Origin of the sequence: Jidongwangia harbinensis (assembly GCF_020216025.1) — a bacterium.
GTDB lineage: Bacteria > Actinomycetota > Actinomycetes > Mycobacteriales > Micromonosporaceae > Actinoplanes > Actinoplanes harbinensis.
Genome location: NZ_JAIWNC010000015.1, coordinates 53,156 through 67,503 on the forward strand (window position 1 = coordinate 53,156; position 14,348 = coordinate 67,503).

14 protein-coding genes are annotated in these 14,348 nt (G+C 73.6%); 10 read left to right on the plus strand and 4 right to left on the minus strand.

Going from position 1 to position 14,348, the window contains the following annotated elements; all coding sequences use genetic code 11:
* Position 1 precedes the first annotated feature (1 nt).
* The 5 genes from dapA (at position 2) to LDL48_RS20555 (ending at position 7,299) form a co-directional block, all read left to right on the plus strand.
* Positions 2-907 carry a 4-hydroxy-tetrahydrodipicolinate synthase gene (gene dapA, locus LDL48_RS20535; RefSeq protein ID WP_225256802.1) on the plus strand — a complete coding sequence of 302 codons (906 nt, stop codon included), beginning with the start codon at positions 2-4 and terminating at the stop codon, positions 905-907.
* A 10-nt stretch (positions 908-917) separates the two neighbouring features.
* Positions 918-2,606 carry a ribonuclease J gene (locus LDL48_RS20540; protein ID WP_225256803.1) on the plus strand — a complete coding sequence of 563 codons (1,689 nt, stop codon included), beginning with the start codon at positions 918-920 and terminating at the stop codon, positions 2,604-2,606.
* Between the two features lie 114 nt (positions 2,607-2,720).
* Positions 2,721-4,262 carry a S1 family peptidase gene (locus tag LDL48_RS20545; protein WP_225256804.1) on the plus strand — a complete coding sequence of 514 codons (1,542 nt, stop codon included), beginning with the start codon at positions 2,721-2,723 and terminating at the stop codon, positions 4,260-4,262.
* A 74-nt stretch (positions 4,263-4,336) separates the two neighbouring features.
* Complete coding sequence (locus tag LDL48_RS20550; protein ID WP_225256805.1) at positions 4,337-4,711, plus strand: DUF2784 domain-containing protein; 375 nt, start codon at positions 4,337-4,339, stop codon at positions 4,709-4,711.
* A 68-nt stretch (positions 4,712-4,779) separates the two neighbouring features.
* Positions 4,780-7,299 carry an FtsK/SpoIIIE family DNA translocase gene (locus tag LDL48_RS20555; RefSeq protein ID WP_225256806.1) on the plus strand — a complete coding sequence of 840 codons (2,520 nt, stop codon included), beginning with the start codon at positions 4,780-4,782 and terminating at the stop codon, positions 7,297-7,299.
* An 8-nt stretch (positions 7,300-7,307) separates the two neighbouring features.
* Here LDL48_RS20555 and LDL48_RS20560 read toward each other — a convergent pair whose 3' ends face one another.
* Genes LDL48_RS20560 through LDL48_RS20575 form a run of 4 tightly spaced genes read right to left on the minus strand, consistent with a single transcriptional unit; the run spans position 7,308 to position 10,796 of the window.
* Positions 7,308-8,624: an ABC transporter permease gene (locus tag LDL48_RS20560; protein WP_225256807.1), complete on the minus strand. Its 1,317-nt coding sequence runs from the start codon at positions 8,622-8,624 to the stop codon at positions 7,308-7,310.
* A complete protein-coding gene (locus LDL48_RS20565) occupies positions 8,621-9,433 on the minus strand; it encodes an ABC transporter ATP-binding protein (RefSeq protein WP_225256808.1) in 813 nt (270 codons plus the stop codon). The genes LDL48_RS20560 and LDL48_RS20565 overlap by 4 nt, the downstream gene beginning before the upstream one ends.
* A 38-nt stretch (positions 9,434-9,471) precedes the next feature.
* Positions 9,472-10,263 carry a hypothetical protein gene (locus LDL48_RS20570; RefSeq protein WP_225256809.1) on the minus strand — a complete coding sequence of 264 codons (792 nt, stop codon included), beginning with the start codon at positions 10,261-10,263 and terminating at the stop codon, positions 9,472-9,474.
* On the minus strand, positions 10,260-10,796 hold the full coding sequence (locus LDL48_RS20575; protein WP_225256810.1) for an RNA polymerase sigma factor: 537 nt from the start codon (positions 10,794-10,796) through the stop codon (positions 10,260-10,262). Before LDL48_RS20575 ends, LDL48_RS20570 begins: the two co-directional genes overlap by 4 nt.
* A gap of 128 nt (positions 10,797-10,924) precedes the next feature.
* On the opposite strand from LDL48_RS20575, the gene rimO reads away from it, so the two are divergent.
* The 5 genes from rimO (at position 10,925) to LDL48_RS20600 (ending at position 14,255) form a co-directional block, all read left to right on the plus strand.
* Positions 10,925-12,376 carry a 30S ribosomal protein S12 methylthiotransferase RimO gene (gene rimO / locus LDL48_RS20580; protein WP_225256811.1) on the plus strand — a complete coding sequence of 484 codons (1,452 nt, stop codon included), beginning with the start codon at positions 10,925-10,927 and terminating at the stop codon, positions 12,374-12,376.
* Entirely contained in the window at positions 12,373-12,969 is a 597-nt protein-coding gene (pgsA, locus tag LDL48_RS20585) for a CDP-diacylglycerol--glycerol-3-phosphate 3-phosphatidyltransferase (RefSeq protein ID WP_225256812.1), read from the plus strand. Before rimO ends, pgsA begins: the two co-directional genes overlap by 4 nt.
* 39 nt (positions 12,970-13,008) lie before the next feature.
* Positions 13,009-13,500 (plus strand): CinA family protein, encoded by a 492-nt coding sequence (locus LDL48_RS20590; protein WP_225256813.1) that lies wholly within the window; start codon positions 13,009-13,011, stop codon positions 13,498-13,500.
* Positions 13,501-13,523: 23 nt separating this feature from the next.
* Complete coding sequence (locus LDL48_RS20595; protein ID WP_225256814.1) at positions 13,524-13,694, plus strand: hypothetical protein; 171 nt, start codon at positions 13,524-13,526, stop codon at positions 13,692-13,694.
* Between the two features lie 120 nt (positions 13,695-13,814).
* Positions 13,815-14,255, plus strand: coding sequence for a helix-turn-helix domain-containing protein (locus LDL48_RS20600; RefSeq protein WP_225256815.1), 441 nt, complete (start codon positions 13,815-13,817; stop codon positions 14,253-14,255).
* The last annotated feature ends 93 nt before the right edge of the window (positions 14,256-14,348 follow it).

Consider the following 14,348-nt stretch of genomic DNA (forward strand, 5'->3'; position numbering starts at 1 on the left):
TATGACGCAGGACCCGCGGCCCTTCGGACGGCTGCTGACGGCCATGGTGACCCCGTTCGCTCCGGACGGCTCGCTCGATGTCGACGGCGCCCAGAAGCTGGCCGCACACCTGGTCGACCACCAGCGCAACGACGCACTCGTGATCAGTGGCACCGGCGGCGAGTCGCCGACCACCACGGACGCGGAGAAGGAGACGCTGATCCGCGCGGTGGTCGAGGCGGTCGGCGACCGGGCCCGGATCGTCGCCGGCGTGGGCACGAACAACACCGCGCACACCGTCGAGCTGGCCCGGAGCGCGGAGAAGGCGGGCGCGCACGGCCTGCTGGTCGTGACCCCTTACTACAACAAGCCGCCGCAGTCGGGCCTGATCCGGCATTTCACGACCGTTGCGGACGCCACCGGCCTGCCGGTCATGCTGTATGACATTCCGCACCGGTCCGGGGTGCCGATCGCCACCGAGACGCTGCTGCGGCTCGCCGAGCACCCGGCGATCGTCGCGGTCAAGGACGCCAAGGGCGATCTGGCCGGCTCCGCGCGGGTGATGGCGCAGAGCAACCTCGCGTACTACTCCGGCGAGGACGCCGCCACGCTGCCCTGGCTGTCCATCGGGGCGGTCGGCGTGGTGGGCACGTCCACGCACCTGATCGGGGCACCGACCCAGGACATGATCTCCGCGTACGAGCGCGGCGAGACCGCCACCGCTCTGGCGCTGCACCGGCAGCTGCTTCCGCTGTTCACCGGAATCTTCCGGACCCAGGGGACCATCCTGGTCAAGGCGGGGCTGACGCTGCTGGGACTCCCCGCCGGGCCGGTGCGGTCGCCGCTGGTGGACGCGACCGAGGCCGAGACGAACCAACTGATCGAGGACGCCGCTGCGGCGGGTCTGTCCCTCGGCGCACACGATTAGAAAGACAGGAATGAGTCAAGCTCACGCGGAGCTGGATCCGCCTCCGCCGTTGCCCGAGGGCGCCCTGCGCGTCATCCCGCTCGGCGGCCTCGGTGCCATCGGCCGCAACATGACGGTCTTCGAGTTCGACGGCAAGCTGCTGGTGGTGGACTGCGGGGTGTTGTTCCCCGACGTCGAGCAGCCGGGCGTCGACCTGATTCTGCCGGACTTCTCGCCGATTCTGGACCGGCTCGACGACGTGCAGGCGATCGTGCTGACCCACGGTCACGAGGACCACATCGGCGCGGTGCCCTATCTACTCGCCCACAAACCGGACATCCCGCTGGTGGGTTCGGAGTTCACCCTGGCGCTGGTCGAGGCGAAACTCGCCGAGCGGCGGCTGGACCCGTACACGCTGACCGTGCGGGAGGGGCAGCGTGAGCGGCTCGGGCCGTTCGAGTGCGAGTTCTTCGCGGTGAACCACTCGATCCCGGACGCGCTCGCGGTGGCGGTCCGGACGCCGGCCGGTCTGATCCTGCACACCGGCGACTTCAAGATGGACCAGGTCCCGCTGGACGGCCGGATCACCGACCTGGCCGGCTTCGCCCGGCTCGGCGCCGAGGGCGTGGACCTGCTGCTGTCCGACTCCACGAACGCGGAGATCCCCGGCTTCGTCACGCCGGAACGCGACATCGGCCCGGTGCTGAACGCCATCTTCGGCAAGGCCAAGGGCCGGGTCATCGTGGCCAGTTTCGCCTCGCACGTGCACCGCGTGCAGCAGGTGATGGACGCCGCGTACGAGTACGAGCGCAAGGTCGCGCTGATCGGCCGGTCCATGGTCCGCAACATGGGCATCGCCCGCGACCTGGGCCTGCTGCGCATCCCGGAGGGGCTGCTGGTCAGCCTGGACGAGGCGACGAACCTGCCGCCGGACGAGATCGTCTTCATGTCCACCGGGTCGCAGGGCGAGCCGATGAGCGCGCTGGGCCGGATGTCCACCGGCGACCACCGGCACATCACGATCGAGCCCGGCGACACCGTGGTGCTGGCCAGCTCGCTGGTGCCGGGCAACGAGACCTCGGTGTACCGGGTGATCAACCAGCTGGCCCGGGCCGGCGCCACCGTGGTGCACAAGGACACCGCCAAGGTGCACGTGTCCGGTCACGCCCCGGCCGGCGAACTGCTCTACCTGCTCAACGTGGTCCGGCCGAGCAACCTGATGCCGGTGCACGGCGAGTGGCGGCACCTGCGCGCGCACGCCCAGCTCGGCATCGAGTCCGGGGTCGCGCCGGACCGGGTGGTGCTGTGCGAGGACGGCGACGTGGTCGACCTGATCGAGGGTCACGCCCGGCACGTGGGCCGGGTCAAGAGCCGTTACGTGTACGTCGACGGCCTGGCCGTGGGCGACGTCAGCGAGTCGTTGCTGACCGAGCGTCGCATCCTGGGCGACGGCGGCTTCATCTCGGCCACCGTGGTGATCGACTCGGTGACCGGCAAGGTGGTCGGCGAGCCGAACATCTCGGCGAAGGGCTTCTCCGAGGACCCGGAGGCGTTCAACCCGGTGATCCCGCTGCTCACCGCCGCGTTGCACCGTTCGGCCGAGGACGGCATCACCGATCCGCACCAGCTGCAGCAGGTGGTCCGCCGGACCGTCGGGCGCTGGGTCAACGACGCGTACCGGCGGCGGCCGATGATCGTGCCGACCGTGGTCGAGGTGTGACGCCGGAGATTGTTTCTTAGGAATGTCTGAATAGTTCAACCGTTCCGGTCCCCCCTCCGTACTCCCGGGCACGGCGCCGCCCCCACGGCGCCCGTGTCGAGGGGAGTGCGGAGTATGCAGCGCAAGCGGATCGCCATTGCGGCGGTGGCGGTGGTGGCGACCGGGGCAGCGGTGGCTTTCACGTTGCCCTCGATGGCCGGCACGACCTCGCCCCGTGGTGGCAGCGCCCCGAGGGCCGCCGCCGGTGACGTCGCTCCGCAACTGCTCGAGGCGATGCGGCGCGACCTGGGCGTGGACGACGCCGAGGCACGTGCCCGGGTGGACCGGGCGGAATGGGCCGGCCGGACCTCGGCGCGGCTGGCCGCGCAGACCGGCAGCGAGTTCGGTGGCGCCTGGCTGGCCGACGACGGCACCACGCTGAAGATCGCGGTGACCGACCGGGACGCGATGGCCCGGGTCAGGGCCGCCGGTGCCGAACCGGTCCTGGTCAAGCGCAGCGAGCAGGATCTGGACGTGGCGAAGGAGAAGCTGGACGCGGCCCGGTCCGCGGCCGGCGACCTGACCGGCTGGTACGTGGACCCGGCGACGAACAAGCTGGTGGTGGTCGCGCAGCCCGGCAACACCGACGACGCCTGGGCGTTCGCCGAGGAGGCCGGCCTGGACACCGACGCGGTGGCGGTGAAGACGCAGGAGCGTCCGAAGCCGCTGGTCGACGTGCGGGGCGCCGACGCGTACCTGATCAACGGCAACGCCAAGTGCTCGGTCGGCTTCTCGGTGGAGGGCGGCTTCGTCACCGCCGGTCACTGCGGGCGGGCCGGTTCCCCGACCAGTACCGAGGACGGTCAGCAGCAGGGCACCGTGCGCGCCTCGGTCTTCCCGGGCACCGCCGACATGGGCTTCGTCGAGGTGAACGGAAACTTCACCCCGGAGCCGGTGGTCAACGACTTCGCCGGCAACCTGCTGCCGGTGGCCGGCAACACCGAGGCCCCGGTGGGCGCGGCGATCTGCCGGTCCGGTTCCACCACCGGCACCTTCTGCGGCGAGATCCTGGCGAAGAACCAGACCGTGGTCTACCCGGAGGGCGCGGTCACCGGCCTCACCCAGACCAACGTCTGCGCGGAGCCCGGCGACTCCGGCGGCCCGTGGCTCTCCGGCGACCAGGCCCAGGGCGTCACGTCCGGCGGCTCCGGCAACTGCGACGACGGCGGCGTCACGTTCTTCCAGCCGGTCAACGAGATCCTCGCGGTGAACGACCTGACCCTGGTCACCACGGGCGGCGGCGGCGAGACCGCGCCTCCGGCCGAGGAGGGTGAGCAGGGCGACGAGGGCGGCGAGGACGAGACGTCCGCCTGCGCCGGCCTGCCGAACCAGCGCGAGGGCTCGCTGTCCCGCGCCGGCAACGCCCAGGCCCAGCCGAACGGCGGCGCGTACCGGGCCGGTTCCGGCCGGCAGACCGCCTGCCTGGACGCCCCCGAGGGCGCCGACTTCGACCTGGTGCTGCAGCGGCTGACCCTGGGCGGCTTCCGTACCGTCGCGCAGGCCAACGGCACCGGCGACAAGGAACTCACCTTCAGCGGCCGGTCCGGCACCTACCGGTACGTGGTGGTGGCGCGCAGCGGCACCGGCGCCTACACGCTCGGCTTCAGCACCCCGTAACCCGCCCCGATCCGCTGCCCCGTGCCGGTCTTCCTCCGTCCGGCACGGGGCAGCACTGCGCGTACCGTAGGGCCGTGGGATACCGCCTGGTCGCCTATGCCGCCGCCGTCGCGCACTTCGCGTTCCTCGCCTTCGGTGTGTTCGGCGGTTTCCTCGCCTGGCGGTGGCCGCGCCTGATCTGGGCGCAGGTGGCCGGCGCGGCCTGGCTGGTGCTGGTGGTGGCGGCCAGCCTGTTGTGCCCGCTGACCTGGCTGGAGGACCGGGCCCGGGAACGCGCCGGGATGGCGCCGAAACCGGGTGGCTTCCTGCAGAACTACGTCGAGGGTGTGATCTTCCCGACCGGGTACCGGACCGTGGCCATGGTCGTGGCCGGCGTGGTGGTGCTCGTCTCCTGGGTCGGTTACGTCCGCATTCATCACCGTCGCACCCCGGCCGCCGCCTCCCGGTAGGCAAAAGCGAAAAACCTCCACGGTGCGGCGCCGTGGCTCCCGGACGTCGCGCCGCTACCGTGGTCGGCATGGCGGGCCGCACTCCTCCGGCGAGCCGGGGCCGCGCCGCGTCCAACCAGCGCGGTGCCGCGTCGTCGCGCGCCCGCAAACAACCCGCCAAGCAGACCGCCGCCCGTCAGCCGGCCCGGCGCCCGGCCGCGCGCCGCAGCACGGTCCGCCGGCCCAGCGCGGGCGCCGTGGTCGCCACCGGGGTCGCCCGGGGCGTCCGCGGGCTCTGGATGGGCCTCGCGCACAGCGTGGGCTGGGCCGCCCGCGGCGTCGGCCGGCAGGCCGCCACCGCCCGGGAGATCGACCCGGAACACCGCCGCGACGGCGCCGGTCTCCTGCTGCTCGGCCTCGCCATCCTGATCGGGGTGGCGGTGTGGGCGGGCAGCGCCGGCCCGGTCGGCCTCTGGCTGGCCGACGCGGTACGCCTGTTCTTCGGCAGCCTGTCCGTGCTGCTGCCGGTGCTGCTGCTGTACGGCGCGGTCCGGCTGATGCGCAAGCCCGCCGACCCGGAGCACCGCGGCCGGTCGGTGGTCGGCTGGTCGGCGATCGTGGTGGCCACCGCCGGGCTGCTGCACGTGGCCCAGCAGCCGGTCGACGACGTCGAGCTGAACTCCTCCGGCGGACTCATCGGCTTCGGCGTCGGCGCGCTGCTGCAGCGCGCGGTGACCGCCTGGGTGGCCGTACCCCTGCTGATCCTGCTCCTGCTGTTCGGCCTGCTGGTGATCACCGCGACGCCGATCAGCCGGATCCCGGAACGCTTCCTGCTGCTGACCGACGTGCTGCTGCGCCGGTCCACCGCCCGGGCCCCGCTGCCCCCGCCGGACGACCCGGACGACGACGCCGAGGCGGACGAGCAGCCGGCCAAGACCCGCCGTCCGGCCCGCCGCCGCCAGGGCTCGCTGGCCGACATCGGGCTGGACCCGGACGCCGAGCCGGACGACGCGGTCGTGCACGACACGGTCCTGCTGGCACGCGAGCCGAAGGTGCCGGCCAGCCGCAAGGCGCAGCCGGAACCCCCGGAGCACTCGCCGCTGCCCACCCGCGCCGAGCAGCTGGACATCACCGCGGTACCCGGCGACTACCGCCTGCCGCCGCCGACCATCCTGGGCAAGGGCTCCGCGCCGAAGACCCGCAGCCGCGCCAACGACGAGGTGATGGCCGCGCTGACCGGGGTGTTCGACCAGTTCAACATCGACGCCCAGGTCACCGGCTTCACCCGCGGACCGACCGTGACCCGGTACGAGGTCGAGGTCGGCCCGGGCGTCAAGGTGGAGCGGATCACCCAGCTGTCCCGCAACATCGCCTACTCGGTGAAGTCGCCGGACGTGCGCATCCTCAGCCCGATCCCGGGCAAGAGCGCGGTCGGCGTGGAGATCCCCAACACCGACCCGGAGAACGTGTCGCTCGGCGACGTGCTGCGGTCCCGGGCGGCCGCCGCCGACCACCACCCGATGCTGGTCGCGCTCGGCAAGGACATCGAAGGCGGGTTCGTGGTCGCGAACCTGGCCAAGATGCCGCACATCCTGATCGCCGGCGCCACCGGCGCGGGCAAGAGTTCCTGCCTGAACTCGCTGCTGGTGTCGCTGCTCACCCGGGCCACGCCGGACGAGGTGCGGCTGCTGCTGGTCGACCCGAAGCGGGTCGAGATGACCGCGTACGAGGGCATCCCGCACCTGGTCACGCCGATCATCACGAACCCGAAGAAGGCCGCCGACGCGCTCGAGTGGGTCGTCCGCGAGATGGACATGCGGTACGACGACCTGGCCGCCAACGGGGTACGCCACATCGACGACTTCAACCGCAAGGTCCGCAGCGGCGAGATCACCGCACCGCCGGGCAGCGAACGGGTGATGAAGCCGTACCCGTATCTGCTGGTCATCATCGACGAGCTGGCCGACCTGATGATGGTCGCGCCGCGCGACGTCGAGGACTCGGTGGTCCGGATCACCCAGCTGGCCCGCGCCGCCGGCATCCACCTGGTGCTGGCCACCCAGCGCCCGTCGGTGGACGTGGTCACCGGCCTGATCAAGGCGAACGTGCCGTCCCGGCTGGCGTTCGCCACCAGCTCGCTGGCCGACTCCCGGGTCATCCTGGACCAGCCCGGCGCGGAGAAGCTGCTGGGCCGCGGCGACGGGCTGTTCCTGCCGATGGGTGCCTCCAAGCCGGTTCGCATCCAGGGCGCCTGGGTGGACGAGAAGGAAATCCACGCGGTCGTCAAGTTCTGCAAGGAACAGCGGGAACCGGAGTTCCGCGAGGACGTCACCGCCCCGCCGGCGGACAAGAAGAAGCAGATCGACGAGGAGATCGGCGACGACCTGGACGTGCTGATCCAGGCCATCGAGCTGGTCGTCACGTCGCAGTTCGGTTCCACCTCGATGCTGCAGCGCAAGCTGCGGGTCGGATTCGCCAAGGCGGGCCGCCTGATGGACCTGATGGAGACGCGCGGCATCGTCGGCCCGTCCGAGGGTTCCAAGGCCCGCGACGTGCTGGTCAAGCCGGACGAGCTGGAGGAGACGCTGGCCCAGCTGCGGGTGGACTGACCGGCCGCTCAGCCGCGCCGGCCGACCAGTACGGCGGTCAGGTCCGGCGCACACCGCAGCGCGGCCCGGCGCAGGTCGCCGACCCGCCGCGCCTGTTCGTCCGCCGGCAGCGCGGTGAGCGCACGCCAGGTCTCGGCGCCCTCGTCGGCGTCGGCCGGGGCCTGCCCGGCCAGCCAGTACCCGGCCGCCTGGCGCGCCGCGTAGTCGTCGTCCGACATCCGGACACAGGCCGGGGCGCCGCCGCCGGCGAGCAGCTCCAGCAACAGTGACCCGGGATCGGCCAGCCGGCGCTCCCGGTCGAGGTAGGCGGAGAACGAGACCTCGTCCGGGCCCGGCCGTTCCGTGCCCAGCGGACTGCCCGGGTAGCTGACCGCCTCCACCACGGACGTCGGCGGATCGGGCAGCACGGCCAGCCGGGCCAGGGCCTGCCGGCCGAGCGGCACGACCTCCGGCAGCAGTACGGCGTGCGCCCGGCGGACGCAGACCCGGGGGGTGCCCGGCGCGCAGACCAGCGCGGTGGCGCCGGGATCGAGCCGGGCGGCGGCGTGCAGACCCTCGGACCGGGGCAGCAGCGGTACGGCCACGGCGGCGGCCACCAGCGGGAGCACCACGGCCGCCGCCCGGGCCCGGCGGCCGCGGGCGGCGAGCAGCAGGAAGCCGGCGCCGGCCAGGGCGGCGAACCAGAGCGCCTGACCGGCGGTGAACCGGGACGGAACGATGACGAAGTCCTGGAACATGGTGTTCAGCTGGGGCGTGAGCAGGAGCACCGTGCTCTGCATCCGCTCGGCGTCGAAGTAGTTGACGAAGGAGATCGACACCACGTACATCAGGCCCAGGACGGCGAGCGTGGGCGCGGTCAGCCGGGAGGGCAGGAGCCGGCCGGCGGCCATGCCGAGCAGGCCGGCCGCCAGCAGGGACAGCAGCCCGACCGCCAGGATGCCGACCACCGCGGGATGGAAGTAGGTGGCCGTGTCCGCGACCAGGGGCACGCAGGCCGCGATGACCAGCAGATATCCGCCGGAGGTGGCGATGGTCAGCGCGGTGGCCGGGGACAGCACCCGCTGCCAGCCCGGCCGGGCGGTGCTGGCGAACAGCTCGCCGACCCGGCCGCGCCGGTCCCGGCCGGTCAGCCAGCAGCCGCCGGCCAGCGTCACCGGCCACATGAAGCCCAGGTAGAGCCGCACGGTCAGGGCCATCGCCGTCCACCGGCCGGCCCATTCGGCCCCGGACAGCAGGTACATGCCGGCCAGGCCGAACGCGAGCACGAGCAGGCCGACGGCCACCGCGGGGGACCGGCGCAGGTCGATCCGGAGTGCCCGGCTCACGCGTCCGTCCCCCGTTCGGCCCGGTGCTGCTGGAGCAGCGTCGCGTACCCGCGTTCGGCCGGGCTGTCGCCGGCGTGCCCGGCCGCGCCGGCCGCCGCCAGTTCCTCCGGCGTGCCCTGCCACGCCAGGCGGCCGGCGTGCAGCAGCACCACCTCGGTGCAGGCCGCCACCACGTCCTCGACCAGGTGGGTGGAGACCACCACGCAGCTGTCGGTGCCGACGTCCCGCAGCAGTTCGCGGAAGCCGAGCCGCTGCTCCGGGTCCAGGCCGACGGTGGGTTCGTCGAGCAGCAGCACCGCCGGATCGTTCACGATCGCCTGGGCGATGCCGGCCCGGCGGAGCATGCCGCCGGAGAGCGTCTTCAGCCGCCGGTCCGCCCGGTCGGTCAGCCCGGTCCGCTCGATCGCCCGCTGCGCGGCGCCGGGGATGTCCGCCTTCGGCATCTCCTTCAGCCAGGCCAGGTACTCGACGAACTCGCGGACCGTGAAGCGGGGGTAGTAGCCGAACTGCTGCGGCAGGTAGCCCACCGCCCGCCGGACCGTCCGCAGGTCGCCGTCCCGCTCGTGCACCGGCCGGCCGAGCAGTTCGAGCTGCCCGCCGGCCGGGCGGACCACGGTGGCCAGGGCCCGCATCAGGGTGGTCTTGCCGGCCCCGTTCGGGCCGAGCAGGCCGTGCACGCCGGTGCCGAGGGACAGGTCGAGGCCGTCCACGGCCAGATGGCGGCCGGCCCGGACCCGCAGGCCACGGGCCCGGACCGGATGGGCCCAGGTGGTCGGCGCCAGTTCGGCGGCGGGTACGGCACGGATCATCGGGTGATCTTCTCCTCGGGACGACGGGTTCGGCATGCTCAGTACCGGCTGGCCAGCCGGTGGAAGTCGCCGGCGCGGAACCACACCAGCGCGGCCAGGGCCACCGTGGCGGCCGCCCAGCCGGGCCAGCTGCCGGCGCCCAGCACCACCGGCAGCCGTTCGGTGAGCACGGCCGGTGCGGCCACCGCGGCGATCCACGTGCCGGTCACCACGGCGGCCGCCCGGGGCACGCCCAGGCGGCTGCCCAGGGCCAGTGTCGCGGCCGTGGTGGCCAGGCAGGGCAGCAGCCACAGCGCGGGCGACGCCCCGGCGATCCCGCCGGCCACCGCGAGCACCGGGACGAGCGTGGCGAGCACGGCGACCGTGCGCCGCAGGAGCAGCAGCAGCCCGCTCTGCGGCGCCGCCGTGATCAGCTCCCAGGCCGGGTCGGTACGCCGGGACCAGACCGCCGCCACCCCGGCGAGCGGGGCCACCGGCGCGACCAGCAGCACCGGCGAGGGGAACTCGGGCATCAGCAGTTCCAGGGTCAGCGCGGCGGTCAGCGCGCCGATCACGACGGCCAACCGGGGCAGCAGCGTCCAGGCGAGCCACCGGTGCAGCCGGGCCGGCATCCGGCGCCGGGCCGGTGCCGGGCCCAGCGCCCCGGCCAGGCCGCCGCCGACCCGGTCCACCAGGGCGGCGGTGCCCGGGTCGAGCCGGCCGGCGAGTCCGGCCCGGCAGTCCGGGCAGGACTCCAGGTGGATCTCGACTCCCCAGACGTCCGCGTCGTCCGGGCCGGCGGTCCCGGTCGCGTACCGGGCCAGCTGCCCGGCGGAGATGTGGGTGCTCACGACAGCGCCTCCCGCAGCAGGATGCGGGCCCGGCGGGCCCGCGTCTTGACCGTGCTCTCCGGCACCCCGAGCAGTGCCGAGGTGTCCCGCACCGACAGCCCGTCGAGCACCATGGCCTGCAGCACCTGGCGCAGCTCCGGCGCCAGCGCCTGCAGTGCGACGCCGAGCTCGGCGCTGACCCGGCCGGCCAGGACCTCGTCCTCGGCGGCGGGTGCCGCGGCCGGTGGTGCGGCGGCGGGCGGCGGCCCGGCCAGGCGGGCGCGCCGCCGGAACGCGTCGACCAGCCGCCGGGCCGCGATGGTCCAGAGCCAGCCCACCGCGCTGCCGTCCACCGCGGCGCCGGCGAACGAGCCGGCCGCGCGCCACACCGCCAGGTACGTCTCCTGCATGACCTCGGCGACGATCTCCTCGTCGGCGCACCGGCGGCGCAGGCGCAGGGCCAGCCAGGGCGCGGTACGCCGGTACAGCTCCTCGAACGCCGCCCGGTCACCGCGCGCCGAGCGGCGGACCAGCTCCGCCTCGTCAGTAGTCACGTGGGGTAAGACGGCGCGGCCCGCCGCCCGGACGGCGTCCACGGTGTGTCCTGGGTCACACCCGAGTCGCCGGGACCGGACCCGAGCGGGCGACGGACGCCCGAGCGCAGCCCGGTAACCTTTGCCGGGTGTCAGTAACCCCTGCCCCTCGCCGTGTCGCCCTGCTCACTCTCGGCTGCGCGCGTAACGAGGTGGACTCCGAAGAGCTGGCCGCGCGCCTCGACGCGGGCGGCTGGCAGGTCAGCACGGATGCCGACGGCGCCGACGTGGTGCTCGTCAACACGTGCGGCTTCGTGGAGAAGGCGAAGCAGGACTCGATCGAGACGCTGCTCGCCGCGGCCGACACCGGCGCCAAGGTGGTGGCGGCCGGCTGCATGGCCGAGCGGTACGGCAAGGAGCTGGCCGACAGCCTGCCCGAGGCGGAGGCGGTGCTCGGCTTCGACGACTACCCGGACATCGCCGCCCGGCTGGACGGCGTGCTGAACGGGGAGCGGTTCGACGCGCACACCCCGCGGGACCGGCGCGAACTGCTGCCGCTGACCCCGGTGCACCGGCAGGCCGCCAAGGTGATCGTCCCCGGGCACGCGACCGTGGACGAGCACACCCCGGCCCACCTGCGCCAGGTGCTGCGGCGCCGGCTGGACAACGGCCCGGTGGCCAGCCTCAAGCTGGCCAGCGGATGCGACCGCCGGTGCGCGTTCTGCGCCATCCCGGCGTTCCGTGGCGCGTTCGTCTCCCGGGACCCGCAGGAACTGCTCGCCGAGGCCGAGTGGCTGGCCCGCTCCGGCGTCCGCGAGCTGGTCCTGGTGAGCGAGAACAGCACGTCGTACGGCAAGGATCTGGGTGATCCCCGGGCGCTGGAGAAGCTGCTCCCGCAGCTCGCCGCGGTGGACGGCATCGTGCGGGTCCGGGCCAGCTACCTGCAGCCCGCCGAGACCCGGCCCGGGCTGGTCGAGGTGATCGCCACCACGCCCGGCGTGGCCGCGTACTTCGATCTGTCGTTCCAGCACTCCAGCGAGCCGGTGCTGCGCCGGATGCGCCGGTTCGGCTCCACCGAGCGGTTCCTCGATCTGCTCGCCTCGGCCCGGGCGCTGGCGCCGGAGGCGGGCGCGCGCAGCAACTTCATCGTCGGCTTCCCCGGCGAGACCCGCGGCGACGTGGACGAGCTGATGCGGTTCCTGACCGAGGCGCGGCTCGACGCGGTCGGCGTCTTCGACTACAGCGACGAGGACGGCACCGAGGCTGCGGACCTGCCCGACAAGGTGGACGAGGACCGGATCAAACGCCGGTACGACCGGATCAGCGCCCTCGCCGAGGAACTCTGCGCCCAGCGCGCCGAGGACCGGCTCGGATCCGAGGTCGAGGTGCTGGTCGACACGGTGTCCGCGGCGGAGATCGAGGGCCGGGCCGAGCACCAGGCCCCGGAGGTGGACGGCTCCACCACGCTGGTGACCGGCGACGGCGGGGTGGACCTGGCCGCGCTGCGACCCGGCGACCTGGTCCGCGCCCGGGTGACCGCCACCGAGGGCGTCGACCTGATCGCGGTCCCGGTCGGAATGATCTCCGCGGCTCCGAAGTGACCGACGAGCCGGTTCCGGTCGCCGCGCCGCGGGTGGTGTCGCTCTACAACGCGGCCAACCTGCTCACCGCGGTCCGGATCGTGCTCGTACCGGTGTTCGTCGCGGTGGTGGTGGCGTCCGGGATGACGTCGTCGGGCTGGCGCATCATCGCCTGCCTGACGTTCTGCGTGGCCTCCGCCACCGACTTCGTGGACGGCTGGATCGCCCGCCGGTTCTCCCTCGTCACGTCGTTCGGCAAGGTGGCCGACCCGATCGCGGACAAGGCGCTGACCGGCACCGCGCTGGTGCTGCTCTCGTTCTATGGCCCGCTGGCCTGGTGGGTCACCGCGCTGATCCTGCTCCGCGAGTGGGGCGTGACGGCGCTGCGGTTCTGGGTCATCCGGTACGGCGTCATCCCGGCCAGCCGGGGTGGCAAGGTGAAGACGGCGCTGCAGATCGCCGCGATCGCGTGGTATCTGTGGCCGGTGCCGGACCCGGCGGACGCGGTCGGCCCGTGGCTGATGGGCGCGGCGCTGGTGGTGACGATCGGCACCGGCGTCGACTATGTGCTGCAGGCGGCCCGTCTGCGCCGGTCCGCGGCCCGCCCGCGCTGACCGGACGGCGCGGTCGCGGAACGGCGGGAAGGGGACCGGGTGGAACTGGATGTCGCGGCCGCGGCCGCGGTGCACGCGCTGGTGGAACGGCGGGAGACGCTGGCCACGGCGGAGTCGCTGACCGGTGGGCTGGTGGCCGCGACCGTGGTCGAGATCCCCGGGGTGAGCGCGGTGTTCCGGGGCGGGCTGGTGGTGTACGCGACCGAGCTCAAGCACCTGCTGGCCGGCGTACCGGAAGGGTTGCTGGCCGAACGCGGGCCGGTCGACCCGGACGTGGCCGAGGCGCTCGCGGCCGGCGCGCGGGAGCGCTGCCGGACCGACTGGGGGCTGGCCACCACCGGGGTGGCCGGCCCTGAGCCGCAGGACGGCAAGCCGGTCGGCCTGGTCTACGTCGCGGTCGCCGGACCGGGCGGCACCGCGGTCCGGGAACTGCGTCTGGGCGGCAACCGGGCGGGCGTGCGCACCGGCGCCGTGACGGCCGTCCTGGAACTGCTCGTCGATCAACTGCGCACGGCGCCGGCGCGGGCGTAGCTTTCCCGGAAGGTGGTGCGGCGATGACGGAACCCCGGTTCCGGCTGCTTCCGGCGGTCGCGGTGGCGCTGGTGGTGGCCGCGATCCTGGTGATCTCTGCGGTACGCGACGACCTGGGCGCGGGCGTCGCCGTCGCGGTGGCCGTGCTCACCGTGTACGTCCTGTCGCTGGTCCTCCCGCGGCGCCGCGGCTGAGCACCGACCGGCGGCGAGCCCCGGTTTTCGGCGGGGCGGGATGTCGCCGTGGCCCACACCGGGTACGGTTGCGGGAAGCCTCCGGCGGTTGCCGGTGGCCCCGCCGCAGGAGGAGGTGCCATGGTCCTGCTACGCCGCGTTATCGGTGACGCACTTCGGGCCCGCCGGCAGGGGCAGCACCGCACGCTGCGTGAGGTGTCCACCGCCGCGAATGTCAGCCTGGGCTACCTCTCGGAGATCGAACGAGGTCAGAAGGAAGCGTCCAGCGAGCTGCTCGCCGCGATCTGTGAGGCGCTCGGTGCCCGGCTCTCCGAGGTGCTCGGCGAGGTCAGCACCACGCTCTCGCTGGCCGAGGAGATGGAAGGCGTGCTGACGCCGGTCGAGAAACCGGCCGAGTCGGCCCCGGTGCCGCAGAGCGCCTCGGCCAAGCAGCCGGAGACCCCGATCCGCAAGGTCGCCACGGACGGCACGGTCTCCGTGTCGGTCCGCCAGGAGACGCCGCTCAAGGCCACCCTGCGCACCACCCGCAAGCGCGACCGCGACGTGATCTACGCCGCCTGAGCACGATCCGATTCCGATGCCGTCGGGGGGGGGCCGGGGGGGGGGGGCCCCCCCCCCGGGATGGGCGGGGCCACCAAGGGGGGGGCCCGCGAG

Coding starts and splice junctions, on each gene's coding strand:
- LDL48_RS20545 (WP_225256804.1), top strand. CDS start 2,721: ATGCAGCGCAAGCGGATCGCCATTGCGGCGGTGGCGGTGGTGGCGACC.
- LDL48_RS20595 (WP_225256814.1), top strand. CDS start 13,524: ATGACGGAACCCCGGTTCCGGCTGCTTCCGGCGGTCGCGGTGGCGCTG.
- LDL48_RS20565 (WP_225256808.1), bottom strand. CDS start 9,433: ATGATCCGTGCCGTACCCGCCGCCGAACTGGCGCCGACCACCTGGGCC.
- LDL48_RS20540 (WP_225256803.1), top strand. CDS start 918: ATGAGTCAAGCTCACGCGGAGCTGGATCCGCCTCCGCCGTTGCCCGAG.
- dapA (WP_225256802.1), top strand. CDS start 2: ATGACGCAGGACCCGCGGCCCTTCGGACGGCTGCTGACGGCCATGGTG.
- LDL48_RS20600 (WP_225256815.1), top strand. CDS start 13,815: ATGGTCCTGCTACGCCGCGTTATCGGTGACGCACTTCGGGCCCGCCGG.
- LDL48_RS20555 (WP_225256806.1), top strand. CDS start 4,780: ATGGCGGGCCGCACTCCTCCGGCGAGCCGGGGCCGCGCCGCGTCCAAC.